This is a genomic window from Synechococcus elongatus PCC 11801, from assembly GCF_003846445.2.
GTDB classification, from domain to species: domain Bacteria; phylum Cyanobacteriota; class Cyanobacteriia; order Synechococcales; family Synechococcaceae; genus Synechococcus; species Synechococcus elongatus_A.
The window spans coordinates 17954-38737 of sequence record NZ_CP030139.2 but is presented as its reverse complement, the minus strand read 5'-3'; the positions used below and the strand labels follow the sequence as shown (position 1 = coordinate 38737).

Genomic DNA, 20784 nt, shown 5'->3' with positions numbered 1-20784 from the left:
AAAAGATTGAAAGTGACTGACCAGACTGAGTAATCAATGATTAATATCAGCACAAAACTTATCGTTATTTCTATCTAAAACTGAACATTGAAGGGTGTATAATTTTTAGGCTGACGGTTCTAGTGGGGATCAGCCACTAGAAGCAATGGGGAAAGTGCAGTGTAAGTCTGCCACTGTCCCGCAACTGTAATGAGAGTATCCATCTCTGAGTCAGAATGCCCGCCGTACAGCTCCTAAAATACTGTCTGCGAGGTACAGGCACATGCAAATTCAATCTGGGCAACCATTGTATTCTATTCAGCGATCGCTCCAAAGATTCAGCCTTTTGAGTGTGCCCATCCTTTTAGTTCTGTCAGCATCGCCCGCATTTGCTCATCATGCGATTGGTGGCGAAACACCCACAACTGTTTTTGAAGGATTGCTGGCTGGCTTAGCCCACCCCGTTATTGGTATCGATCATTTTGCCTTTGTGATTGCAGTTGGTTTGCTCGCGTCAGTGACCCGCCAAGGGGTGTTAAGCATTGCTGCCTTTATTGTTGCTGCTTTATTGGGTACTATGCTTCATCTTGCCAGTCTTAATCTACCCGGCGTAGAACTCTTGATCTCCGCTTCAGTTCTACTGTTTGGCTGGTTACTAGCTCGCAAATCTATGCTTCCCACTTGGGCGATCGTAGGTTTGGCAGCGATCGCGGGTATTTTCCATGGTTATGCCTATGGTGAGGCCATTATTGGTGCCGGTATGGCTCCCTTGTTTTCCTATTTGATTGGCTTCAGTCTGACTCAGCTTGTCATTGCAGTTGCTGCTTGGTCTGTGGGTCGCGCTTTGATCAATCAGTCCTCTGAAACAGCAATAACGACGTCGCCCTTGAAAACAACAGGGCTCATTTTGGTAGGTGTTGGACTTTCTTTCCTAGCGTCTGAGCTCATTAATCTTGTGCTGCCCCAAGTAGCTTAAACGCTCTCAAACACATTTGAGGGATCATAGAAAAAGGGGAAATAATTTCCCCTTTTTTGATCGCTGCTCAGACTGTAACTAAGCTCTCAAGTTAGGCGCTGAAGTATTTAGCAACAGGGTGATAGGCAATAATCGCTGTGGTCGATTGTTCTGGATAGAGTTGCTCACTCTCATCCATGCTCATACCAATGCGATCGGCACCCAAAAGATCGAGTTGAATCCGAGAATCTGCCACATTTGGGCAAGCCGGATAGCCAAAACTATAGCGACTTCCTTGGTAACGTTGTGCCAAAATATCGCGCAGGTTATCTGGCTCCAGCGAACCATAACCCAGTTCGCGCCGAATACGAGCATGGGTCCACTCCGCCAAGGCTTCAGCTAGTTGCACAGCCAAACCATGGAAGTAGAGATAGTCACTGTATTGATCGCCGGCAAATAACTTCGCTGCGAACTCCGTTGCCTTGTGCCCAACTGTCACTGCTTGCATCGGGAAGACATCACGAATACCTGACTCTTCCGGTGCAAAGAAGTCCGAAATGCACAGTCGCCGCAAACTGCGTTGACGGGGAAAATCAAAACGGGCCACGGGACGATCGCGATCGCTTGGGTCAAAAATCTGTAGGCTATTCCCGACTGCAACACAAGGGAAGTAACCATAAACCACTTGCGGCTCTAGCAGATCTTCTTCAAGAATTCGCGTCGTCCACTGCTGGAGAATCGGCTCGACTTTTTCTGAAATAAAGGCATCGTAGTCCTCGCGACTTTGCTCCTTGGGCTTACGGAATTGCCACTGACCGACAAAGAGAGCTTGGCGATCAAGGTAGCTGAAGACTTCTGCAAAGGGAATTTCTTGAGGACCGAGGATTTTGGATCCCCAAAACGGTGGTGTGGGGCGAACGATATCAACTGCAACAGCTTCCGATCGCTGTAAATCGATCACAACTTCTGATTTAGTCTCTGCTGGCTCAGCAGGCTCAGAGTCTTCAGCAGCGATCGCGGCAACCTGCAAAGGCTGTCCCTGTTCATCCAAGAAACCCAACTGGTCATCCCATTGCTCCTTGGACTTTGCTGCCATTAGCTGATCCATGAAATGAAGATCAGCGAAAGCATCTTTGCCATAGATGACTCGACCTTTATAGGTCTGTTGGCAATCCTCATAAACAAACTTTGGCGTTAGTGCCGCGCCGCCCAAAATGACTGGAACTGAAATACCTTCCTCGTTGAAGGTAGCTAAGTTTTCCTTCATAAAAGCGGTGGACTTCACTAACAGCCCACTCATGGCAATACAGTCTGCATTGCAGTCACGATAGGCTTGAATAATATTTTCAACCGGTTGTTTAATACCAATATTGACGACTTTGTAGCCGTTGTTCGTCAGAATAATATCGACTAAGTTTTTGCCAATATCATGGACATCCCCTTTAACAGTTGCGATTAAGAATGTCCCTTTGCCCGAGTCATTGGTTTCCTCTTTATCCATGAAGGGCTCAAGGTAAGCCACAGCAGACTTCATGGTTTCAGCTGATTGCAGCACGAAGGGCAACTGCATTTGGCCGCTACCAAAGAGATCGCCAACCACCTTCATGCCATCCAGCAAAAAGGTGTTGATAATTTCTAGCGGTGGGTACTGCTCAAGCGCAGTCGCTAATGCCTGATCTAAGCCAATCCGTTCGCCGTCGATGATGTGTTGTTTGAGGCGTTCTTCTAATGGCAAATCAGCTAGCGAAGGACCACTCGCTCGGGCTTCCTTCGCGCTGACGCCTTCGAACAGGGTTGTCAGTTCCGTCAGGGGGTCGTAAACACAGATTCCATTCTCAAAGCGACGGCGATCGCCAATCAAGTCACGGCAAACCTGCAGAGGTTTCTCATCAATTTTGCTGAGGGGCAGAATTTTAGCAGCACTAACGATCGCGCCATCCATTCCTGCTTCACAGGCATCGTGAAGAAAGACTGAATTGAGGACAATTCGAGCTGCAGGATTGAGGCCAAAGCTGATATTAGAAACACCCAGCAGGATGTGAACACCGGGAAGATTCTCCCGAATCAAGCGAATCGCTTCAATCGTCTCGCGACCATTGCCGCGATCCTCTTCAATCCCTGTTGAGATTGGCAAAGCGAGTGGATCGTAGAAGATTTCGTGTGCGGGAATGCCAAATTCCACAGCATCCCGATAGGCCCGCTGAGCGATCGCAAACTTTTTCTCAGCCGTTCGCGCCATCCCTTCTTCATCGATGGTGCCAACGACAATGCCAGCCCCATACTGTTTAGCTAGCTCGAGTACTTTGAAAAAGCGCTCATCCCCATCCTCGTAGTTTGTAGAGTTGAGGATGCATTTACCGCCTGCTTTCTTGAGGCCGGCTTCCATTTTTTGCCACTCGGTCGAGTCGAGCATCAGCGGCAAATTGACATTGGTAACGAGCCGCGACACCAGTTCACTCATGTCACGTTCGCCATCGCGACCGACATAGTCCACGTTGACATCGAGAACGTGCGCTCCCTCTTTGACTTGGCTGCGGGCGATCGCAACTAGTCCATCCCAGTCCTCTTCATTCAGCAGTTCCCGTACTTTTTTGGAGCCGCTAGCGTTGAGTCGCTCGCCAATGATCAGGAAAGAGTTGTCTTGAATGTAGGGCGTAGTGCCGTAGATCGAAGCCGCAGAGGGAATGTAGTTAAACGGCTGCCGTTGCTGATGGTCGCGATCGCGTCGCACGGGACGGTCTTTGGCTTGAAGTTGAGTTGCCACCTCTGCTAGTTGGGCGATGTGCTCAGGCTTCGTGCCGCAGCAGCCACCAATCACTTGCACGCCCAGATCTTCGACAAAGCGATGCAGCGCCATCCGTAATTCCATCGGCGTCAGGCGATAGTGCGCATGGCCACCGACATTCTCCGGAATCCCGGCATTGGGAATACAGCTGATTACAAACGGGGAATGCTCGCTCAGATATTTAATGTGCTCGACCATGCGATCGGGGCCGGTGGCACAGTTCAACCCGAGGATATCGATCGGATAAGGCTCTAGAATCGCCAGCATCGCTGCCACATCCGAACCAACCAGCATCGTGCCGGTGGTTTCCATAGTCACTGAGACCATCAGCGGCCGGCGATCGCCTTTTTCTGCAAAGACTTCTTCAATGCCGTTCAGTGCCGCTTTGATCTGCAGCACGTCCTGACAGGTTTCGACAATGAAGAGGTCAACGCCGCCATCCCACAGACCCCGCGCCTGCTCAGCAAACGACGCCTTCATCTCGTCATAGCCGATATGCCCTAGGGACGGTAGCTTTGTAGTTGGTCCCATTGACCCAGCAACAAAGCGCGGTTTCTCTGGCGTCGAAAACTCCGTCGCGATCGCCTTCGCAAGCTTAGCCGCCTCCACATTCAGAGCATAGGCATGCGCTTCGAGGCCATACTCCGCCAGCACGATCGAGGTCGCCCCAAAGGTGTCTGTCTCGATTACATCCGCGCCCGCTTCTAGAAACTGGCGATGCACTATCGCGATCGCCTCAGGCTTGGTGCGAATCAACCACTCATTACAGCCTTCTGTTTCAGGCCCACCAAAATCCTCAGCTGTCAGGTTTTGAAACTGCAGGGTGGTTCCCATGCCGCCATCAAAAACCAGCACGGGCCGCTCAGGGCTATGCAGACGGTCGAGGAACAGGCTTTGCATGGTTACAGTGCATCAGCAAGCAATCTTTTCCAGTGTACGGAGGATTGTCGGTCTGCTTCCGGTTGGAGCGATCGCTTGGCAACGGTTAACTGAGGGGAACATCAGGGCGACTGAAGGGCAATTCGGCGTTAATGGCCTCAATTTCTTGACTTTCGAGGTCATTGACCTGTCGCAGCCAACTGCCGAGGATTTGGCCGAAACGGGGCTGATACCAGCGATGCAAGCTCCAATTTGGCGTAGCGGGGAAACCGCGTCGTTTCTTGTGGCTGCCGCCCGCCCCCGGATCGAAACTTTGAATGCCGTTGGCGATCGCCCACTCAATCGGTTTGTAGTAACAGACGTTGAAGTGGAGGTTGTCGATTTCGCGATCGCAGCCCCAGTAGCGACCGTAGAGGCGATCGCCTTTATGCACACAGAAGGACATGGCGATCGGGCGATCGCTGCCTTCAGGAGTCGCCGCCACAAACAGCAGGCGATCCCGTGAATTGTGCATGGCGCGATCGAAGAAGTCCCGCGTGAGGTACTTGCTGCCCCACCAGCCGAACTTGTCGCAGTGGTCGCTGTAGAAGCGATACATCAGCGGAAAGTAATCGCGGGGAATTTGGTCGCCACTCAGACAGGTCAGCTCCAGCCCCGCCCGCTCCATCGATTTAACTTCGCGTTTGATATTGCGCCGCTGATTGGCATTGAACATGCCGAGGTAGTCGTCGAACGTTCGAAAGCCGTGGTTTTGCCAGACCGAATTGTGATGCTGCCAAGCGCTGTAGCCTGCGGCTTCTACTAAAGGCTGCCAGTCAGGATCGACGTAGAGAAAATTGCAGCTGAGGATCTGATTGTTCTCGCAGAAGCGATCAATTTCCCGCAGCATCAAGCCTGTCAGCGTTGCCTCATCTTCTGAAGGCACAATCAAGAAGCGATAGCCCACCGCTGGCGTCAACGGCGTCATGCCCAGCAGCTTGGGGTAGTAGCGCAATCCCAAGCGACCGGCGAGATCAGCCCACTGTTGGTCAAACACAAATTCGCCGTAGCTGTGGCCTTTCAAATAAAGCGGCGCAGCAGCAATCAGGCGATCGCCCCGCCAAACGACGAGATGACAAGCCTGCCAGCCGGCCTTCGCCACAACACTGCCCGAAGCTTCTAAATCGTGCAGCCAATCCCATTCCAGAAATGGCGTGGCCAAGGGCTGCGCGATCGCATTCCAATCCTCTCGCGGCAGATCCCCGAGGCGATCGCACCATTGGAGTTTGAGCTGATCCGTCACGATGGGCTGGGGGCAAAGGTAAACGCTTTTGAGCCTATCGTGTCTCTCTAGCGACGGCGGTAATGCAAGAACAGCTCATCGCCTACGGGTTCTGCACTAAGAAGCTTCCAGCGGGGCGCATCCGCGACTGAAAAGTGCAAACCTGCCACCAAAGGAGAAGCTGGGCGAGCGCCCAGCAATAAGGGGCAAAGCGTCAGATACAGCTCCTCAATCCGGTCTGCCGCCAAGAGGCTGCCTAGCAGTTGCCCACCCCCTAAAACAGCAAGCTGCTGCCAAGCCAGATCGAATTGCGTAAAGGCATCTTCCCAATCCAACTCAGCCCGACCTGCCGTCAGAATGCGATCGAAGCCGGACTGACTGCCCCAACGATCGCGTCCTTGCTCTGTGGTCAATAACCAGCGCGGCACCGGCTGCTGAAAAAAGCGGCAGGCCTGATCGATCTGTCCCGAAGCCGAACAGATGATTTGCACTGGCTGCAAAGGCTGATCGCGATCGCGGCGTTGCTGTTGCAACTGAGGATCCGTTACCGATCGGCAGCTGCCATAGGCTCGCAGGGTGGCTGCACCCATCAGCACCGCATCCGATTGCGCCACGATCGCTTCGAGTCGCTGTTGATCCTGTTTTGAGCCAAAGCGGGCTGGAATTGCTGCCGCTTCAGCAATCCGTCCATCCAAACTGGTGGCGAGCACCGCGACAACTCGCATGCAGACTCTCTTCGGTTGATCGCTATGGGGAGTTTCGCTGAGTCCCAGTCAGACAGAACTGGAATACCTCAGGATCAAGACGGTGCACGTAGAGCTGCCTGCTGAGCAGCTTGAATTTCGATGATGCCCTGTTCAGCCAAATCCAAGATGCGGTTGAGCTGCGCTCGCGTGAAGTGATTGGCCTCAGCCGTGCCTTGAATTTCGATCAACTCACCGCGATCGCCCATCACCACATTGCAATCGACATCAGCTTTGACATCCTCGGGATAGTTAGGGTCGAGGAAAGCTTCGCCCTCAATCAAGGCTACGGAAACCGCCGCCACCGATCGTTGAATTGGAGACTCCATCAACTCCCCTTGATCGATCAACTGCGCGATCGCATCCTGTAGCGCGACCCAGCTGCCATTGATCGCCGTCGTGCGGGTTCCGGCATCCGCCTGCAAAACATCTGCATCGATCAAGAGAGTTCGCTCGCCTAACTTTTCGAGGTCGATCGCAGCTCGCAAGCTCCGTCCAATCAATCGCTGGATTTCTTGGGTACGCCCCGACAACTTCAGCCATTCCCGCGATTGGCGATCGGGCGTGGCACCGGGCAACATGCGATACTCTGCCGTCAGCCAGCCCTGTCCTTTTCCCATCAACCAGCGAGGCACGCCCGACTGGATTGTCACGGTGCAGAGCACCTGCGTTTGGCCAAACTGAGCTAGGACTGAGCCTGCAGGAAACTGGGTAAACCGTCGCTGAAAGGCGATCGCACGCAGCTGATCAGGGCGGCGACCATCGGGACGAATCCAGGGCATGCAGGCCAAGGGGCTGAGGGTTAGCCTTAGCCTATCAAGGAAGTTAGCACTACAAATAGTGCCAAGTTTTTCTCAAACAGAATTTCAGCGCTATATTTAGAATCCAGTTCCTCGGTGTGGCCTGCTCCATGGTCTCTCAGCTCAAGCCATCTCTGCTGTCTGTGGTTCCCCAAGAAAAGCCTAGACAGCCTTTGCCGATGGTTGAGGGACTGGTGCAAATCTTCACGGCGAGCCAGCGTGGATTTTTCACGAGCGTCATGTCGCAAGCCCTGCGATCGGCGGGGCAAGGCAACACGGCGTTGGTGGTGCAGTTCTTGAAAGGCGGTTGCCAGCAGGGACCGGATCAACCGATTCGCTTGGGTCAAAACCTAGAGTGGGTACGTCTAGGGGTGCCAGGTTGTGTGGATACGCCCGACATTACTGACGACGAAGCGATTGCCCTCAAACAGCTCTGGGCCTTTACGGTTGAGGCGATTCACAGTGGCTACCATGAGCTGGTGGTCTTAGATGAGCTAACGCTAGCGGTGGACTTTGGCCTGATTCCCGAGGCTGAGGTGGTTCAGCTCCTGAGCGATCGCCCCCGCCATGTCGATGTGATCCTGACTGGGCCGCGTGTCTCGGAAGCGCTGCTCGCGATCGCGGATCAAATTACTGAACTCCGTCGGGGAAGTCGTTATTAACTGAACCGGAGCGATCGCGCTTGGTTCCTGCTGACTGAGGGCCGACCCTGCCCATAATGGGTCTAAGCGTTGTCGCTCTCAGGGGCGATCGCTGCTGTTGCGAGCAAGCAGGAGCCGCCAAGTGATTGAAATGAAAGTGGCTGGAATTGCCCTTGAGGCTGCCACCCGCAGTCCGATTGTGCTGCTGCGCGATTCCAGCGAGCGGCGCGCTCTCCCGATTTGGATTAGTCAGGATCAGGCTAAGGCCATCTTGGCTGTCCTAGAAGACCAGACCCCACCGCGGCCGCTGACCCATGACTTGATGGCTGAACTCTTACAGCAGTGGGAATTAACGCTCGAAAGCATCATCATCCACTCGCTGCAGCACAATACGTTTTACGCCAGCCTACGCGTCCGGCAGGGTGAGGTGGTCAAAGAAATTGATGCACGGCCCAGCGATGCGATCGCCCTAGCTTTGCGGACTCAAGCCGCCATTTGGGTGATGGAAGAAGTGATTGCTGAGGCTTCGATTCCTGTGGATCAGGAAGCCGATGAAGCGGAGCAAGAAGCCTTCCGAGATTTCCTCTCCGAGATCAATCCCGCCGATCTGATTCAGCACCATCGCAGCCAGCGGGGAAACTAGAAGCCGCGATCGCAGATCTGTGGGTCTGATGCCAGCCATGCATTATCGCAAATACGGTCGAACCGGGCGATCGATCTCACGGTTTTCGTTGGGGTTGATGCGCTGTCTAGACTCTGCAGCGCAACTCGAGGCAGTGATTGCCGCGGCTTGGCAACTGGGAATCAATCATTTTGAGACCGCTCAGTCCTACGGCCCCAGCGAAGCCTATCTCGCTACAGCCCTGCGATCGCTACAATTGCCCCGCGATCAAGTTGTGATCACAACCAAAATTCTGCCCGATCGCGATCCTCAGCAGATGGTGGATGCTGTGTTGCGATCGCGCGATCGCTTGGGGATCGACCGGATTGATTGCCTCGCCCTGCATGGTCTGAATCAGCCCGAGCATTTGCAGCAGGCGATCGCGGCGTTGCCTGTGCTCCAAGCCTTGCAAGCGGACGGGGTCTTCCAGCATTTAGGCTTTTCCAGTCACGGCGATCGCGAGTTGATCCTGCAGGCGATCGCCACCGATGCCTTCGACTTTGTCAGCCTGCACTACTACTTACTGTTTCAGCGTCACGCGCCAGTCATCGAAGCTGCAGCAGCACGTAATCTCGGCATTTTCATCATTTCGCCAGTGGATAAAGGCGGGCTACTCCACCAACCTTCGCAACAGTTGATTGCGGACTGTCACCCCTTCAGTCCTTTGGCGCTTAACTATCGCTTTTTGCTCAGCGATCGCCGCATTACCACTCTGAGTTTTGGGGCAGCCAAGCCAGAGGAGTTAGCGGTTCTTCAGGATTTTGTGGATGCGGATCAGCCGCTCAGCCCAGAAGAGACGGATGCGATCGCACGACTGGAACAGGTTCGCCAGCAACGGCTAGGCACAGACTACTGTCAGCAGTGTTACGCCTGCCTACCCTGTCCCGAGGCCATCAATATCCCCGAGGTTCTGCGGCTCAGAAATCTCGCGATCGCCCACGACATGCAAGCCTATGGGCAATACCGCTACCGCATGTTCGAAAATGCTGGGCACTGGTTTCCGGGGCAGCGAGGGAGCCGTTGTACGGACTGCGGCGATTGCTTACCCCGCTGCCCTCACCACTTGCCGATCGCGGATTTGGTGCGCGATGCTGATCAGCGATTAGCAGGCGCGCCTCGGCGGCGTCTGTGGGGAGATTAGCTATGCTCGCCAGTCTACTCAGCGTCAGTCTGCTGGCCTCAACCCCTGCCGGCATTGATCCCTGGACAACGCCCCCCCGTCCAGACCCAACCCCACTGGATTTTGCGCTACTCGATACTGACCAGCCCCTGGTTTGCACTGGTTCAGAGGCTTCGCTACCACCGGGTACGACCATCACGAATCGCACGATTTGCCCGCTGGGAATCATGCAGCCCGACCTCTGGCTAACCCGAGATCTCTATGCCCGCGACCTCGATCCCCAGTGGCTCGTGCAGTTACCTCAACCCGGGCAACCGGGCCGGGTGGACTTGGTCGTTCGCACTGCTGAGTGGAGTAATCGCAGCTATTTTGGTCGCTATCGCTTTTTGATGATCTTCGGTCGGGTCAGCAGTGTTGCGGGCTATAACCTGCGCATTTTTAACCGAGCTGGCCAGCGTTTGGGGAGCTACACCTGCTGGTATCAGCCCGATCCTGTGGGTTGCGTTGTCAATCTCACAACCCCCGGCACCCGTGGTTAGCAGCAGGCACCGAGTCTGAACCACTGCGAGATAAAAAAACGGATCTGAGTGATGAACCCAGATCCGTCTCTTGCCATTCAGCAAGGCTTTAGAGCGTTAGGCTTTCCGGTTGGTTTTCGATCAGGTCTGCTAGGTCTTTGAGGAAGGCCGCTGCATGAGCACCGTAGATATGGCGGTGATCGCAGGTCAGGTTGACTTGCATTTGCCGCTTCACACCAAACAGACCGTCGGCTGTTGCCACCAAAGTTGGTTTCGAAGCTCCGATCGCCAGAATTGCACCGGTGCCTGGCGGCAGGATCGCATCAAAGCGATCGACGCCAAACATCCCGAGGTTGGAGAGAGTAAAGGTACCGGTGGTGTACTCTTCAGGCTTCAGTTGCTTGGTGCGCGATCGCGCGACCAGATCTTTCCAGTTGCGGGCCAAGCTGTAGAGATCGGTTTGATCGGCGCGACCTAGTACCGGCGTCAGCAAGCCACCGTCATCCATGGCCACCGCGATCGCCACATTGATCGCTTCGTTGTACTGGACGCCACTTTCCGTAGCGCGAGCATTGAGCAGCGGGTGCTTCGCCAAGGTTGCAGCTACTGCTTTAGCAAGCAGCACCGTGATCGTCACACCCTTGGGCTTGAGCTGTTTGGCCAGACGGTCGATCGCGTCGGTGGTGATTGTGTAGCCTACCCGGAAGACCGGCACGTTCAGGCTCGCTTCCATGTTGCGCACGACAGCCTGTTGGAAGGTGCTGTAGGGCACGAACTGGCCAGGCGCGATCGCAGGGGTAGGCGCTGGTGCAGCAGGAGCAGTGGCAACAGTCGTTGCGACAGGGGCAGGCGCAGCAACCGGAGTCACAGGAGCCGCTGCGATCGCCGGCTTTGAAGTGACCCCTGCTGCAGCTTCGACATCAGCCGCCACAATCCGGCCATGAGGACCACTACCGGTCAGGGTTGCGAGGTCAACGCCCAAGCTCTTCGCCAGTTTTTTGGCACGTGGCGATGCAACAAGGCGATCGCTCCGGGTCGCGGCTGGAGCAGCAACAGGTTCAGCACTGGCAGCTACGGGTTCAGGCGCAGCTGGGGTAGCAGGTGTTGCAGCAGTCGCCGTAGGCGCACCGTTACCAGCAGCTTTTTGCTTGGCAACTTCAATTTCCGCTTCAGTTTCTGCAATCAGAGCGATTGCTTCACCGACTGGGGCATTGCCGCCTGCCGGCACAATGATTGTGGCTAGGTAGCCTTCATAGAAGGATTCCACGTCCATATCGGCCTTGTCAGACTCGACGATCAAGACCGTTTCACCCTTCTCAACGCGATCGCCCGGAGCCTTCACCCACTCGACGATCTTGCCCTCGGTCATGGTGGAGCTAAGGGCGGGCATGAAGACTTCGTGGATCATGAGCGAGTTCCGAAGGGGTAGCGCAGCAAACGTCCGCCAACTGGCGGTTCAATCAACAGCCGATCTTATCGCGAGCCGTGGTCCGGACTGGTGGCGATCGCTGCAGATTTTCGCGGATTCAGAGGCAGAGCACAGCGTCTTGGGGTCGCAATTCTGCTGCTAGCTAACCCTCGGTCCAGATAGATGCCGACTTCCACAAAAGCCAGCAGAATCAAGCTACCCCTCTCAATATCAAAACCAAACTGCTCAGCGGATTCAGGCTGTTGACTCGGGTGAGTGAGCTGGTTCACATCCCGCTTCACACACCCACAGCCCGTTCTCACTACTTCTGAAGATTGGACTCAGGTGTCGGCGGACAGGTGCAAGTTGGCTGAGCCGTCGGCGTTCCACTACGGATTGGGCCGTTGTAGTCTATCCGCACCGTTTTGCCATCGAAGGAGACGCTGATCTTCGACTCCACAGTCGGCGGTAGTCCTTGAGGTTGCCAGCCTGGGACACCCCCGACAAACCGAAACGTGAAGAAGCCATTGGTATAGGTGTAATCTGTGCCGCTACCACTGCCATACATTTTGCTCTCAGCAACATAGCGATTGAGTCCCCCATTGGCTTGTTCTGCTGCCGCTCGCGCTAAGTTCTTGGCTCGATTGAGGGCTAGGAAAAAGGCCTGATTACGAGGCGTGTTATCCGGCGGTGCCACCGGATTGAGAGCGTCTACGGCAGTCGGGCTCGTGGTGGGCGCTTGAGCCATCAAGCTAGGCGCAGCACAAGTGAGTTGAGCCGCAACGAGTAAAGCCAGAGACATGGTTTAGGAGTCCTCGGGATCAGTCTGCATCAGACGCTGTTGCCATTCGGCGGCGATCGCGGAGTCTTGCGCCAACTCCTGCTCTAATAAGTCTCGATCGCTGCTGTAGATCAAGTTATCGGCCTCAATTTTGGCTTGGGCTTGCCAAGGTGCCAGTTGTTCAAGTTTCTTTCGCAGCGCCGCAGAAGGCTTGCGGAGGCTATCGGCCCAACGTTGGCGATCGCGGTTGCGGCATCGGATTGCCTGATTTTGGCGTTGAATCCAAAACCAGCGCACTGCTGGTACGGCCAAGAAGCCAATTGCATAAATCAGCAGAAAGTCATACAGCCCAGCCACCAAGGCAACCACCCCGCCGAGGCTAGCCACACTGGGTAGCAACAGCAGCCCACCAAACAGGGCCGCGAGCAGGAGGTTCACGCCACCGAGAGCAATCACCCCGATAATTTGTCCACGACTAGCCTGACTAAATGACCACAGTCGCTCTTGCAAGCTGCGGACCACCCGCGATCGCCCGTCGGACTCTGCCGCAGTGACCTGGAGAGCAGGAAACTGGTAGACCAGCTGGCCACTGTCGCTGACCCGGGGATGGCCGTCAAAGCGCACTAGCACCGGTAGCAGATCCGACTCGCTGGAATCCAAGGGGCGATCGAGATAGGGCTGGAGTTGTTCTGCAATAACTGCGCCTTGCTGACGCCGAATGCAGGCTCCCATCAATTGCCAACGCTGTTGTTCGCGATCGCGATTGGGGTCGCCATCACCAAACAAAAACGAAAAAATAGCTTCGAGAAAACTCAGGGAGTGAGGCTCAGTCTGTGATCCGCTCGGTCCATCGAAGGTGAGCCACAACCACCAGTCCCCCCCCCAACGGTCCCCTGTCGAGCCAACATCACTGCTGCCAGCATCACCGCCACCACCAACGCTGATGTCACTGTCGCTAAGAGCCAGCAAAATCGCGATGATCGCAACAATAAACAAACCAATCGATAACAGCAGCCCGAGTCCAAATGAAATACGGACTAAGTAGAAGAGAATCCGCCAAAGCTGCTGCCCCAACAATTGCAGCTGTTGTTGCCAGGACTGTCGCCGCAGACGCTGCTGCAAGTTGTGAGGGAATTGAAAAACAAGATCGCCGCGATCGCTGACTTGCAAGCTGGCTTGGCTAGCTGCGGCTAGCTGCAGCAATTGATGCTCAACCAAAGCCACACGCATTCCTGCCTGGGCAGCGACATCACCGACGGTGACGCGATACCCCAAGTGCTCGATCGCCTGAACAAGAGGCTGTATGGACTCCATCCAATACCGAGTGCGATCGCTCCTAGTTTATCGACTCAGGCCAGTGTCAGGCTTTGTTGTGAACAGCAAACTGGAATGGCAACTTCCTAGCACAACCCCTCAAGCTCTAGTTATTCTGCTCTCGATGAACAATACTAAAATTCGAATTGATAAATTCTAAAAACTGAGTCTAGATTTCCCGACTTTCAGTGTGAGCTGCTCCCTCATGAGGCTGCTGTCGCGATCGCAAGAAAAACTGGTGCCAGCTTGGCAGGAACGGAGCGCCGTCTGGCTGGGTCAAGGTCTGGCGATCGCTGCAAGCTTTGCCACTGCTTTTAGCGGGACGATGGCACTGTTGCGCTGGTCTCCTCTGCAGTGGGCGATCGCACCGTCGCCACCAATATCACCAGCCGTCGCGGATGAACTCCCTGCTAATCCCGCACCACCACCCGCTGCCTTTGAATTCATGTTGACAGCAGTCGGTGATTCTGGCTGGACGCGATCGCATCAGCGAATCAATCGTTATCAGCAAGGCTTCCGGCGAGCGTATTTCCAATTTGATCCCAAGCGCCAATATCTCGGGGATCTCAACTATCTCAACTGGGAGACCTCCGTAGGAATTCAATGCGATCAATTTTGGGCACTACCAACTGACAAAACCTTTGCCTTTGTGACCCATCCGCAAGAGTTACGCGATGCGATTGATCTCGGCTTTAACCTCATTGGCCTTGCCAATAATCATTCCTTTGACTGCCTACGATCACCAGAAGGGCAGGGAGTTAATCAAACCCTAAAACATTTACAAGATATTCAGGAGAAAGCATCTCAGCCACTGGTTTTCAGTGGAGTTCGTCAGTCAAGTCAGGTTCAACCAAAAGCTCAGCAATTCTCACTACCTAATGGTCAAATTCCTGTGCTCATGATCAGTGCCTATGTGGGGGGCGATCGCAACTATTGTCAAAAAGTCATTTGTGCTAGTCAGCTGAATCGCTATCAAGCTTTGCTCAAGCAGCATCGTGGGCTCAGAATTTTAGCGCTTCATAGCTGGAATCCTGCCAGCCACGCACAACTCAAGCGCATCCTACAGCGATCGCTCCAGCAGGGCTTAATTGATGTTGGGATTGGTTCGGGGCCACATATTGCTGAGCGGGTTGAGATTGTTTCAACACCGCGCGGGCCTGGAATTTATGCATCCAGTCTTGGCAACTTCATTCATCCCAGTCTGATGGCTCAGCCCTATAACCTTATGCTCTCCAGTCGTTGGTCTTACCAGCCGGATCAACAACAGCTTAAGTTGCAATCAGTGACAACCCTGGAAATAAGCTGCACACCTAGTACTTGTCAGCCTCGCCGGCAAAAACTGCTCTGGAGTCAACGGAATAGTAGCGATCGCTCACAATCATGAGTATGAATTCTATCAATTTCCCGAATTGAATCAGTCATCTATACAATTCACAATCAATTGAATATTTGGTCATTTTTATTTCATAGTTTGACTTTTATTCTTAAGCTCTTTTAGGATCAACAGGACTCACCTCTCTGCGCGATCGCTTATTGGTGCTTGTCAGCGCTCAAGTTTCGCGATCACTCCAAACGATGACATCACCCCGAACGCCTCGTATCGCTCAACCGTTTCTGCTCCGAGTCCTGCATGGCATCACAGGAGTCCTACTCATTGCAGCGATTCTGACAGCCTATTGGACCTATGACACCTACGATGGGCGTTGGGGACGTATTCCCTTGCCAAAAGTTGAGGCAATGGAAGGGATTCACGGCACCTTTGGGCTACTAACATTGCTCATCTTTCCAGCTTTTTTGATCTATGCAGTTCATCGAGGTCAGAAGCGCTTAATTCAAGCCAACTCACTGCGACAACTGACCCGAATTGGACATCCAAGCTGGTGGTATACCCTCAATCGCTGGATTAACACCAGTGCGTTAGTTCTGCTGACTTTTGCCCTGTTCAGCGGCAAGATGATGGGTGAACAATGGCTGCCGCAAGGTGAACTTGATCACGCGTGGTATCTCGCCCATCTCCTCTCTTGGGTACTCATGGTTGTGGCAATTGTGCTGCACATTGCGGTCAATTTCAAAGTCGGAGGCGTACCATTCTTAGTGTCAATGTGGCACTGGCGCTATCAGCGCTCGGAAAGTCCCTACTTTTGGCCAAGTCAGATTGCTCAAGGTTGGGTTGCCCTGCGTCAGGGAACTTGGCTTCGCTGGTTTCAACCCTTGTCAGGCTTAATGGTGTTGGAACTCGGAATTCTGGCTAGCCTTGCGATCGCGTGGATTCTGCCTCTGTTAAAAGACCGCTGAGAATCATTGCTGAGAGCGATTAAAGAGGCTCTTTTAGTCATTCGCACACAATCCAAGCAAGTCGATGACACTGTTCCTTTAATCAAGGAACCGTCTGCCCTGAGGCTCGTGATGCACTATCGTCAGCAGTCCCTCATCGATCCCCAAGATTTGGGCTACCGTCGCTTTTGCCGTGACCATAAGTTGATCAATCAAAAAATTGGCACCCCAGCGACTATCGACCCGACTGTTGTGCTGGCCGAGGAAGTAGAGTTGGCTGTCCGCCACTGTTTGTTGCTGCACTTTGGCTCACTTTCGCCCCATCGCATCCTCAGTTATGAACAGCGCAATGCCTGGGGATATCAGCGCCGCTATCGAGAACTAGATGCTGTGGTAGGCGATCGCCGCAATCCGCAATTCTTCGTGGAAATCAAGTCCGTTACACAGCAAGGTCGTGGGCTCAAAACAGGTCAGCCCCAGCTTCAAAAAAGTCTGGCAATCGCGCAAGAGCGTTGGCGATCGCTGCGGGGACTGTTGATTGAAGTCGCTTGGGATGCTGAGTCCTGGACAGAGGACCCTGACAAATCCGCTGCCACAACCCTACTCAACACGCTTACTGTTGCCCCACAAGCAGATCAGGAGCTGATGGTGATTCATTGGTCGGGGCAGCAGCTTGTGACTAGAATGGCCGAGCTCGGTGCGCCGCTTGACCCTGACATTCTGGCTTGGGCGGAGTCTGCCTACTTTTCTCAAAACCTGGCCGGCTGAGCACTCCCCATAAACTTGGGAAGACCATGGGTGTAGTCAGCTGCTGAACTACAGTATCCAGCGCGACGAACAGAGATCGATGTGGGATAGCTATCGAGCCGATCCCCAGAGCCGCTAGGCTGTCACTATCGTTTAGTCGAGAACCTGTCTGGATGCAGCCTCCCGATCAATTGCGCGATCGCTGTTGGACGATGGTCGTGACCAGTTTGGCATTGGTCGCCATTAGCGTTTGGAGCTGGCAGAGCCGTCCGCAAACGGAGGAGCCTCCGGTTGACGTCACCCTAGAGCAAACCCAATAACTGCAAGACAGCAATTATTTTGCGAAATGTAATAATTTCTGGCCGCTAAAAATTTCGCTGCCTACACTGGCTGCCAATTCTCGGTTACATCGCAGTCACTATGGGCTTTGTCTTTGAATTACTGGGCGTTTCACCCATCTTGGATGTCTTTCAGCACCAAACCTTCCGTCAGCATCCCCAAGGGTTAGCCTATTTAAGCGCTCCAGAGGCTCCCTTGGATCCATTCTTGGAGTCTGCCCGCCAAGTCTCGCCCGATCACGGCTGGAATGTCGATCAAGCCGTTGATAGCGTGATTCGCTACTGGCTGCGCAATGCCGAGGCGGTTCATCACTGGCAGCAGCGCTTACTGGAATCTGGTCGGGAATGCCTGTTAGTGGCACGGTTGGGCGATGAGCAGGCCTACCGCAACGACCTCAATGCTCTGTTAGCTGAATAGGTGGCCTACCCCAGCGGCTAGCACGGCACAGCCCAGCGGCACGCTGAGGTTGTCGATGCCATACCATGACCACAACTCCAGCAGAGGAGCTGCGATCGCCACGGCCAGACTGATCGCGATCGCACCGGGGGTTTGGGCTAGCCCCAGCAACGTCACAGCCACCAGAAAGCTGACCGCCATCATCGTTAAACTCCCTTCCCAGCTTTTCTGGCCAATTCCTTGAAGGTGAAAGCGATGACGTCCCCACTGCTGGCCCACCAAAGCGGCCAGTCCGTCGCCGTAAGTCATCACTAAAATCCCTAGGGCTGCATAGCGAGGAGCCCAATGCCAAAAGCCAGCGATCAAGAGTCCAATACTGACGGCGTAAAAAAAGGTGCCGAGGCTGTGGCGGCCCACATTTTGAATTCCGGGCAGAATCGGTAGCCAGAAGGAGAGCAGTGCCACACCGGAGAACAGCACCGCTGCTGCAATCCCGATCGCAGCTGGAATTTGAAAGGCCCAAGCAATCAAAATCACGTTGCCGGTCCCGATGTGGACGATTTTGCGCACCCACTCATTGGGGACTTGGGGGTGACGACTAGCCCACCAAGCCAGCAAGCCCACCAAGCCTAACCACGCCACGACCGCTAAAATGCCGCTCACACGCGCCTGCCCACATCTCGCGTTCTAGCCTATCGCTCTCGCTAACCGGACTTGCCGAGGAAATCCTGATTTCATCAGTTACCACGAATCAGCGATCGACTAGGGAGCAAGCCGGGCTTTCCCTAAACGGGTACTGGCATACCATTGCGCGATCGCCGGTGCCCAATCTTGAAAGTGCGGCCAGATCAGATCGCAGAGCTGCTGAATTTCAATTTGTGCATCCTTCTTGCTGCGCAAGTCGAGAAAGTGCATCAGCGATCGCAGGGTGAAGCTAACGACAAAATGCTGGCGATAGTCAAAGGGCAAAATGCCACGAGCATGTTCTTCGGCATAGCCAGCTTCCAGCAGTTCTTGGTAGCGCAAGGCTGCCTGTCGGCACAACTCGAGATCTTTAGCGCGTTCTTCCTCGGTGTAGGTATACTTCTTGCCTTGGCGATCGAGGTACTGCCCCACCGGGCGCAAGTAAAAGATGTCTTCGAGGTCAATCTTGCCCGCTGCTGCATCTGCAACACGCTGCCCGGTGTACCGCATCGACTGAACATCGAAGCTGACACCGATGCGATGAGTCCGAGCCTGCTGCATGACGCTATGAGGGAAATAACCCACATTGAAGACAATCATGGCGTGCTCTAAGGGACCATAGTGGCCCCGCTCACCTGCGAGCAGTCGCTTAATAACGACCTCACCGGCTTTGTCTTCCGTGGGCCAGGAATCGCGTTCTTCAATGACAAATGACTCGCTGTAGTCTTGGTGCATCGCCGCATAGATGGTCTGCTGAGGATTGGGGGTGCGGCTGATGACCTCAACACGGAAGCGATTCATAACAGCAATCGACAGGACAAGTTCTACTAGCTTATGCGGCTGCGACCGAAGCATTGCCTACCACTCAGGTAAGCCAATTAATTAAGGGAGACGACTAACAGTCATCAGGTCATGGTGCTGGCTGATTGGTGGACTGCAACATAGTGGGGTGTAATGGCTCCAGCTGAGTCTGGGGATAGTAGAACTTCAGGATGCGATCGTAGTTCCAACCCTGGCGCGCAAGCCCCATTGCCCCCGTTTGGCTGAGGCCGACACCATGGCCAAAACCGCCGCCGACAAAGCGATAGGCCAGCAGACGACCGCTACTATCCCGCTCGGGCTCCAAATAAAACAGGGTGCTGAACAGCCCTGCGAAAGCGCGGCGGACTTCATCGCGACCAATGACAATCGGCCCGCGATCGCTCTGTACTGTCACTTCCAAAACACGACCACTGGGCGATCGCTGACTGATCGTGACTGATTGAATCTGCTGAAACTCAGCTCTGGAGTCACGGCGATCGCGGAGATAGGTTTTCAGGTCGGCTTGAATTTCTGCCAAGCTGCGACGGCGCTGCCAGCGGAAGCGCGGTTGCCCCGTTTCGTTAAATCCCTCGCGCAGTTGCAGAAACGATTTGAGGTTGGCTTCTTGGTTAAGGGGACGCGCTTGTAAATTCCAGAGTGGGCGCACCGCGTCCAACCGAGGTTGTAAGTAAGTGCGCTCCTGCCCGAGCCAAGCATCTTCAAAGGCGGCAGTCACGCCACCTGTCGTTGATGAATAGACTGCATCAATCAGCTGATTGTCGTAGCTGAGCACCAAGCCTCGGGTTTGGCGAATGGCTTGCTCGACAGTGGGTACCCGACTTTCCCAGCCACGATAGACCTGACATTGCACATCGGCGCAAAGTTCATAGTTATCGACCCGAAAGCGCCGCACATTGCGCAAGGCATAGGTCCGCGCCAGAATCGCTTGAGCGGCGATCGCTTGGGCGGGGGCTCCCGCTCCGATTTCATGGGGAACCACGCCGCTGAGATAGTCTTCGATCGCTACTGTATTAACGAGCGTGAAATCACCGTAGGCATTGGGCTGCAGTGTCAGCCGACCGGGATAGGGAACGCCAGCGACCGTGATTGGCCCATTGCTCTCAATTTCTAGGCGATCGCCCTGAAAGCGTTGTTCACCCAGCTGCCAGACTAACTGTGGCCTTGTCGTGCGGGTTTCGCTGCGCAACACTGCAGCTTCAGCCCCTTCACTGCGGAGGCGTTGCAGCAGACTAGGCAAAGCTGCATCGGGAAGATCGGGTACGGGCTTGAGCCAGACTTCCCAGCCCTGAGGCTGGGCAATTTCGACATCAAAGCCCTTGGCTCGCCATTGCTCGGCACTGGCTTCAGCACTCTCAAAGCTGCGGTGCTGACTGATCACTAGGCGCGATCGCTGCTCTGGCACTGCCAGCAGTTCAGGCGCAATTGCGACCGTCAGGCGCTGCACTCGGAACTGACGGGGCTCGCCTGCAGCCGTAAAACGCACAATTAGCGATCGCTGCCCACCGGCCACAATTTGTAGGCGATCGCTGGGCTGCTGACCAAAGCGCTGGACAATGCCGACTCGTAACGTTGGATTGAGAGGGGCTTGGGCCTGCGTAACTGGTGCCGATGGCAACAGTCCCAGACCGATTGCCAAGGGAACAGCCCAAAATTTCAGCATGGATTCAGACAGACAAC

The 20784-nt window shown here is 54.5% G+C and carries 20 protein-coding genes and 1 riboswitch; of the genes, 10 read left to right on the top strand and 10 right to left on the bottom strand.

Translation table 11 applies throughout. From position 1 onward, the window contains the following. Positions 1–97: 97 nt before the first annotated feature. A riboswitch (cobalamin riboswitch) is annotated at positions 98–241 on the top strand. 21 nt (positions 242–262) lie between these two features. Continuing rightward, positions 263–955 (top strand): HupE/UreJ family protein, encoded by a 693-nt coding sequence (locus DOP62_RS00210; protein WP_208673571.1) that lies wholly within the window; start codon positions 263–265, stop codon positions 953–955. Between the two features lie 91 nt (positions 956–1046). Here DOP62_RS00210 and metH read toward each other — a convergent pair whose 3' ends face one another. The 4 genes from metH to rph all read right to left on the bottom strand — a co-directional run bounded on the left by metH (position 1047) and on the right by rph (position 7384). Continuing rightward, positions 1047–4619, bottom strand: coding sequence for a methionine synthase (metH, locus tag DOP62_RS00205; RefSeq protein WP_208673569.1), 3573 nt, complete (start codon positions 4617–4619; stop codon positions 1047–1049). Between the two features lie 85 nt (positions 4620–4704). Next, positions 4705–5880 (bottom strand): GNAT family N-acetyltransferase, encoded by a 1176-nt coding sequence (locus DOP62_RS00200; protein WP_208673568.1) that lies wholly within the window; start codon positions 5878–5880, stop codon positions 4705–4707. Between the two features lie 47 nt (positions 5881–5927). Beyond that, positions 5928–6584, bottom strand: coding sequence for a RibD family protein (locus tag DOP62_RS00195; RefSeq protein ID WP_208673565.1), 657 nt, complete (start codon positions 6582–6584; stop codon positions 5928–5930). A 74-nt stretch (positions 6585–6658) separates the two neighbouring features. After that, positions 6659–7384, bottom strand: coding sequence for a ribonuclease PH (gene rph, locus DOP62_RS00190; RefSeq protein ID WP_208673563.1), 726 nt, complete (start codon positions 7382–7384; stop codon positions 6659–6661). Positions 7385–7512: 128 nt separating this feature from the next. On the opposite strand from rph, the gene DOP62_RS00185 reads away from it, so the two are divergent. From DOP62_RS00185 to DOP62_RS00170, 4 genes are all read left to right on the top strand, one after another. Continuing rightward, on the top strand, positions 7513–8064 hold the full coding sequence (locus DOP62_RS00185; protein ID WP_208673559.1) for a P-loop NTPase family protein: 552 nt from the start codon (positions 7513–7515) through the stop codon (positions 8062–8064). A 121-nt stretch (positions 8065–8185) separates the two neighbouring features. Further along, positions 8186–8686 (top strand): bifunctional nuclease family protein, encoded by a 501-nt coding sequence (locus DOP62_RS00180; protein ID WP_208673558.1) that lies wholly within the window; start codon positions 8186–8188, stop codon positions 8684–8686. A gap of 37 nt (positions 8687–8723) precedes the next feature. Beyond that, complete coding sequence (locus DOP62_RS00175) at positions 8724–9845, top strand: aldo/keto reductase (RefSeq protein WP_208677051.1); 1122 nt, start codon at positions 8724–8726, stop codon at positions 9843–9845. A gap of 2 nt (positions 9846–9847) precedes the next feature. After that, positions 9848–10363: a hypothetical protein gene (locus DOP62_RS00170; protein ID WP_228382955.1), complete on the top strand. Its 516-nt coding sequence runs from the start codon at positions 9848–9850 to the stop codon at positions 10361–10363. An 88-nt stretch (positions 10364–10451) separates the two neighbouring features. Here the strand turns inward: DOP62_RS00170 and DOP62_RS00165 are convergent, their stop codons facing one another. The 3 genes from DOP62_RS00165 to DOP62_RS00155 form a co-directional block, all read right to left on the bottom strand. Next, complete coding sequence (locus tag DOP62_RS00165) at positions 10452–11750, bottom strand: dihydrolipoamide acetyltransferase family protein (protein WP_338441714.1); 1299 nt, start codon at positions 11748–11750, stop codon at positions 10452–10454. Between the two features lie 322 nt (positions 11751–12072). Continuing rightward, entirely contained in the window at positions 12073–12552 is a 480-nt protein-coding gene (locus DOP62_RS00160) for a hypothetical protein (protein ID WP_208673557.1), read from the bottom strand. A gap of 3 nt (positions 12553–12555) precedes the next feature. Further along, positions 12556–13845, bottom strand: a complete 1290-nt coding sequence (locus tag DOP62_RS00155; protein ID WP_208673556.1) for a hypothetical protein — start codon at positions 13843–13845, stop codon at positions 12556–12558. A gap of 205 nt (positions 13846–14050) precedes the next feature. Between DOP62_RS00155 and DOP62_RS00150 the strand changes: the two genes are divergently transcribed. The 5 genes from DOP62_RS00150 to DOP62_RS00130 all read left to right on the top strand — a co-directional run bounded on the left by DOP62_RS00150 (position 14051) and on the right by DOP62_RS00130 (position 17622). Then, a complete protein-coding gene (locus DOP62_RS00150; protein WP_370538821.1) occupies positions 14051–15229 on the top strand; it encodes a CapA family protein in 1179 nt (392 codons plus the stop codon). A 191-nt stretch (positions 15230–15420) separates the two neighbouring features. Beyond that, complete coding sequence (locus DOP62_RS00145; RefSeq protein ID WP_208673552.1) at positions 15421–16140, top strand: cytochrome b/b6 domain-containing protein; 720 nt, start codon at positions 15421–15423, stop codon at positions 16138–16140. A 111-nt stretch (positions 16141–16251) separates the two neighbouring features. Continuing rightward, positions 16252–16887, top strand: coding sequence for a hypothetical protein (locus tag DOP62_RS00140; RefSeq protein WP_208673550.1), 636 nt, complete (start codon positions 16252–16254; stop codon positions 16885–16887). Between the two features lie 152 nt (positions 16888–17039). Next, positions 17040–17186 (top strand): hypothetical protein, encoded by a 147-nt coding sequence (locus DOP62_RS00135; RefSeq protein ID WP_208673548.1) that lies wholly within the window; start codon positions 17040–17042, stop codon positions 17184–17186. A gap of 100 nt (positions 17187–17286) precedes the next feature. After that, a complete protein-coding gene (locus tag DOP62_RS00130) occupies positions 17287–17622 on the top strand; it encodes a hypothetical protein (protein ID WP_208673546.1) in 336 nt (111 codons plus the stop codon). Here DOP62_RS00130 and DOP62_RS00125 read toward each other — a convergent pair. The 3 genes from DOP62_RS00125 to DOP62_RS00115 form a co-directional block, all read right to left on the bottom strand. Next, entirely contained in the window at positions 17611–18264 is a 654-nt protein-coding gene (locus tag DOP62_RS00125) for a diacylglycerol/polyprenol kinase family protein (protein ID WP_208673544.1), read from the bottom strand. The genes DOP62_RS00130 and DOP62_RS00125 overlap by 12 nt on opposite strands. A 99-nt stretch (positions 18265–18363) precedes the next feature. After that, complete coding sequence (gene thyX / locus DOP62_RS00120; RefSeq protein WP_208673542.1) at positions 18364–19086, bottom strand: FAD-dependent thymidylate synthase; 723 nt, start codon at positions 19084–19086, stop codon at positions 18364–18366. A gap of 109 nt (positions 19087–19195) precedes the next feature. After that, a complete protein-coding gene (locus tag DOP62_RS00115; protein WP_208673539.1) occupies positions 19196–20767 on the bottom strand; it encodes a SpoIID/LytB domain-containing protein in 1572 nt (523 codons plus the stop codon). Positions 20768–20784: the final 17 nt, after the last annotated feature.